The organism is Leptolyngbya cf. ectocarpi LEGE 11479 (assembly GCF_015207065.1).
Taxonomy (GTDB): Bacteria; Cyanobacteriota; Cyanobacteriia; order Phormidesmidales; family Phormidesmidaceae; genus Leptothoe; species Leptothoe ectocarpi.
Window position 1 is genome coordinate 1 of the sequence record NZ_JADEXP010000490.1, and the last position, 3568, is coordinate 3568.

General features: G+C 50.7%; 1 protein-coding gene. It reads left to right on the top strand.

What is annotated here, in order from left to right; translation table 11 throughout:
* Positions 1 to 3568, top strand: a 3568-nt coding sequence (locus IQ260_RS28850) for a non-ribosomal peptide synthetase (protein WP_193996512.1), incomplete at both ends; no start/stop codon positions are given.

Consider the following 3568-nt stretch of genomic DNA (forward strand, 5'->3'; position numbering starts at 1 on the left):
ACTTGCAAGGGCTGGAGGTGGGGCCAGATAGATTAGTGGGGCTTTGCCTCGAGCGCTCTTTAGATATGGTGATTGCCCTGCTCGGCATTCTGAAAGCAGGGGGCGCTTATGTGCCCCTAGACCCTGTGTATCCGAGCGAACGCCTAGCCTATATGCTAGCTAATTCGAAAGCTTCAGTGTTGCTGACTCAAACCCAATTCTTAGAGCAGTTGCCCGAGGGTGAAGCCCGGGTTGTTTGTATAGAAGCCGAGAGGGAAATCATTGCAACCCAAAGCGATCGCAATCTCCCTAACTGCACAACCCCAGAGAATCTGGCCTATGTCATCTACACCTCTGGCTCCACCGGAAAGCCGAAAGGGGTGATGATGGAGCACGGTGCCCTGGTCAATCTCATCTGCTGGCAGCTAGAACAAACAACCCTGCCCCAAAACGCCAAAACTCTGCAATTTTCACCTATTAGCTTTGATGTCTCGTTCCAGGAAATTTTTACCACTTGGTGTGGGGGTGGAACGCTAGTCTTAATTTCAGAAAAAGTGCGACAAGATCCCGTAGCCTTGTTGCATCTACTGGCAAACAGAGAAGTTGAAAGGATATTTCTGCCCTTTGTAGCCTTACAGCAGCTTGCTGAAGTCGCCAAGAGTTTTAAGCAGTTGCCGAATACCTTGAGAGAGGTGATTACGGCGGGGGAACAGTTGCAGATCACTGAGGCGATCGCGTCCTTTTTCAGCCAATTGCCGAATTGTACGCTCCACAATCAATACGGCCCCTCAGAAACCCATGTGACGACAGCCTTTACGCTGCCAGGGGTGCCCCAAACGTGGCCCACCCTGCCGCCAATTGGTGGTGCCGTTAGCAATACCGAGGTTTATCTGCTAGATGAGTCCCTCCAACCCGTCCCCATGGGCGCGGCCGGAGAGCTATATGTGGGGGGTGCTTGTTTGGCACGGGGCTATATCAACCGAGAGGAACTCACCCGTGAGAGGTTTATTCCGAATCCCTTAAGCCCAGAATTGTCTTCCCGCCTATACACAACCGGCGACCTAGCCCGCTACCTGCCCGATGGTAATATCCAATTTTTGGGTCGCATCGACGCTCAAGTAAAAATTCGCGGCTATCGCATTGAACTTGGAGAGCTTGAGGTGGTGTTGAGCCAGCATCCAACGGTGAAACAAGCCGCAGTGGTTGCCCGGGAGGATAGTCCGGGGGGCAAACGCCTGGTTGCTTATGTGGTGCCGGTGGCTGAAGGAGCAGAATCGCCCAAATTAGAGGGCCACATTGAAACAGAGCAAGTTCAGCAATGGGAAAAAATCTGGGACGAAGCCTACGGTCAGCCCGCCGATGATTGGGAGTCAGGCTTTCATATGGGTGGCTGGTATGACACCTACACTGGAAAAGCCCTGCCAGAAGAGCAGGTCCGGGAGTGGGTTGACTTTACAGTCGGACGGATTCTGTCCCTAAATCCTCAGCAAGTACTAGAAATTGGCTGCGGTACAGGGTTGTTGCTATTTCAGGTTGCGCCCCATTGCCAGCGTTACTACGGCACCGACATTGCCTCGGAAGGGCTTAACTATATTGCCCACCAAATTCAGGGTAGCCCTTTAGAAGCATCGGTAGCCCTGTGTCACAGTGCAGCGGATGAACTTGAGGGCATGGATGCCGCATCCTTTGACACGGTAATTATTAATGGAGTGGTCCAGTTTTTCCCGACGATGGATTACCTGGTGCGCGTGATTGAACGCGTTATCCAGTTAGTGCAACCAGGCGGCACGGTTTTTATTGGCGATGTCGAGAGCTTTCCCTTACTAGAAGCGTTCCATACATCCGTGCAACGGACACAAGCGTCTGCTTCTCTATCGACAGAGGTGCTGCGCGATCTCATCCAAAAGCACGTGGCACAGACTCAAAAACTTGCGATCGCTCCAGAATTCTTTGTGGCCCTGAAAGAGCATTTACCCCAAATTAGCCATGTCGAAATTCAACTCAAGCGCGGGCGTTATCAGAATGAACTGACGCGCTTTCGTTACGACGTGGTTCTGCATCTAGAAAAAACAGTCTCTCCTCCCAAAACTGCTGCCAGTCATCTCAACTGGCAGCAGGATAATTTAACAGTAGCGACTGTTCACCAACACCTGATAGACACCTCCCCAGAGATGCTCGTGGTTACCCACGTCCCCAACGCCAGAATTTGGGCAGACGTCAGGGTAATGGAATTATTAGCTAGTCCTGGTTGTCCTGAAACTGTAGAGGAATTACGTCAACAAATTTCCCCAAGGGGGATTGAACCTGAAGACTGGTGGGAATGGCAGTCTGAGGTTCCTTATCGCATTAACATTACGGGGTCTGGTAACGGTGGAAATAGTGACTATGATGTGGTGTTTGTGCGGAACGATGTCAACATCATTCCAGACAGCACCCTCATTTCTCCTCAAGCTTCCCTCCTTAAACCTTGTAGGGCTTACGCCAATCAGCCCTACACCGGCTCTAAGCCCAGTCAACTCATTCCTCAGCTGCGGGAATTCCTGACAGAAAAGCTGCCGGATTATATGATGCCCTCGGCATTCGTCGTTCTAGACGAATTGCCCCTGACCCCCAGCGGAAAAGTAGACCGACGAGCCTTACCGGCCCCCGATAAATCTCGTCCGGTGATGGATGTAGAACTGCTGACACCGCGAACGCCCACGGAAGAAGTTCTCGCAGGCATTTGGACAGACGTATTGAGTCTCAATGAAGTCGGGGTACTCGATAACTTCTTTCTTTTGGGGGGAGACTCTCTTCAAGCGACGCAACTGATTTCACGAATCCGCGACATTTTTCAAATAGAACTGTCACTGCATCGGCTATTTGAATCTCCCACAATCGCAGAGCTAAGTGAGGAGATCTTAGGCGCTAGCCGTCAACAACTTTCTGCGATTCAGCCCATTCCAAGAGCAGGAGAATTACCCCTATCCTTTGCCGAGCAACGATTATGGTTTTTAGATCAATTGCAGGAGGGAAGCACGACCTATAACGAGCAAGAAGCGTTGCGTCTGAACGGCTCCCTGCAATTGGAAATACTACATCGTGCGGTGCAAGAAATTGTTCGCCGTCATGAAATATTACGTACTAATTTTCAAGCAGTAGAGAACTCAACCGTGCGGGTGATTCATCCTGAGTTGAAGTTAGAAATGCCCGTTATTGATTTACAGCAGTTGTCAACAGAAGAACAATTTTCTGAAGTGCAACAGCTGGGCCAGCAAGAAATTCAGAAACCCTTTGACCTGGCCAACGATTCCCTCCTACGAGTGACGTTATTGCAGTTGGCGACCGATGATTATGTGCTGTTGCTCACCATGCACCACATCATTACAGATGGTTGGTCAACGGGGATATTTAGCCATGAATTGGCAGTACTTTATGGGGCATTTGTTCAAGGGAAACCCTCACCGTTACCCGAACTGCCCATCCAATATGCCGACTTTGCTGGCTGGCAGAGACAACCCACAACGGCTGAGGTCTTAGCCCCTCAACTAGATTATTGGAAACAGCAGTTAGCCGGAGCACCTCCCAGACTAGAACTACCCACAGACTA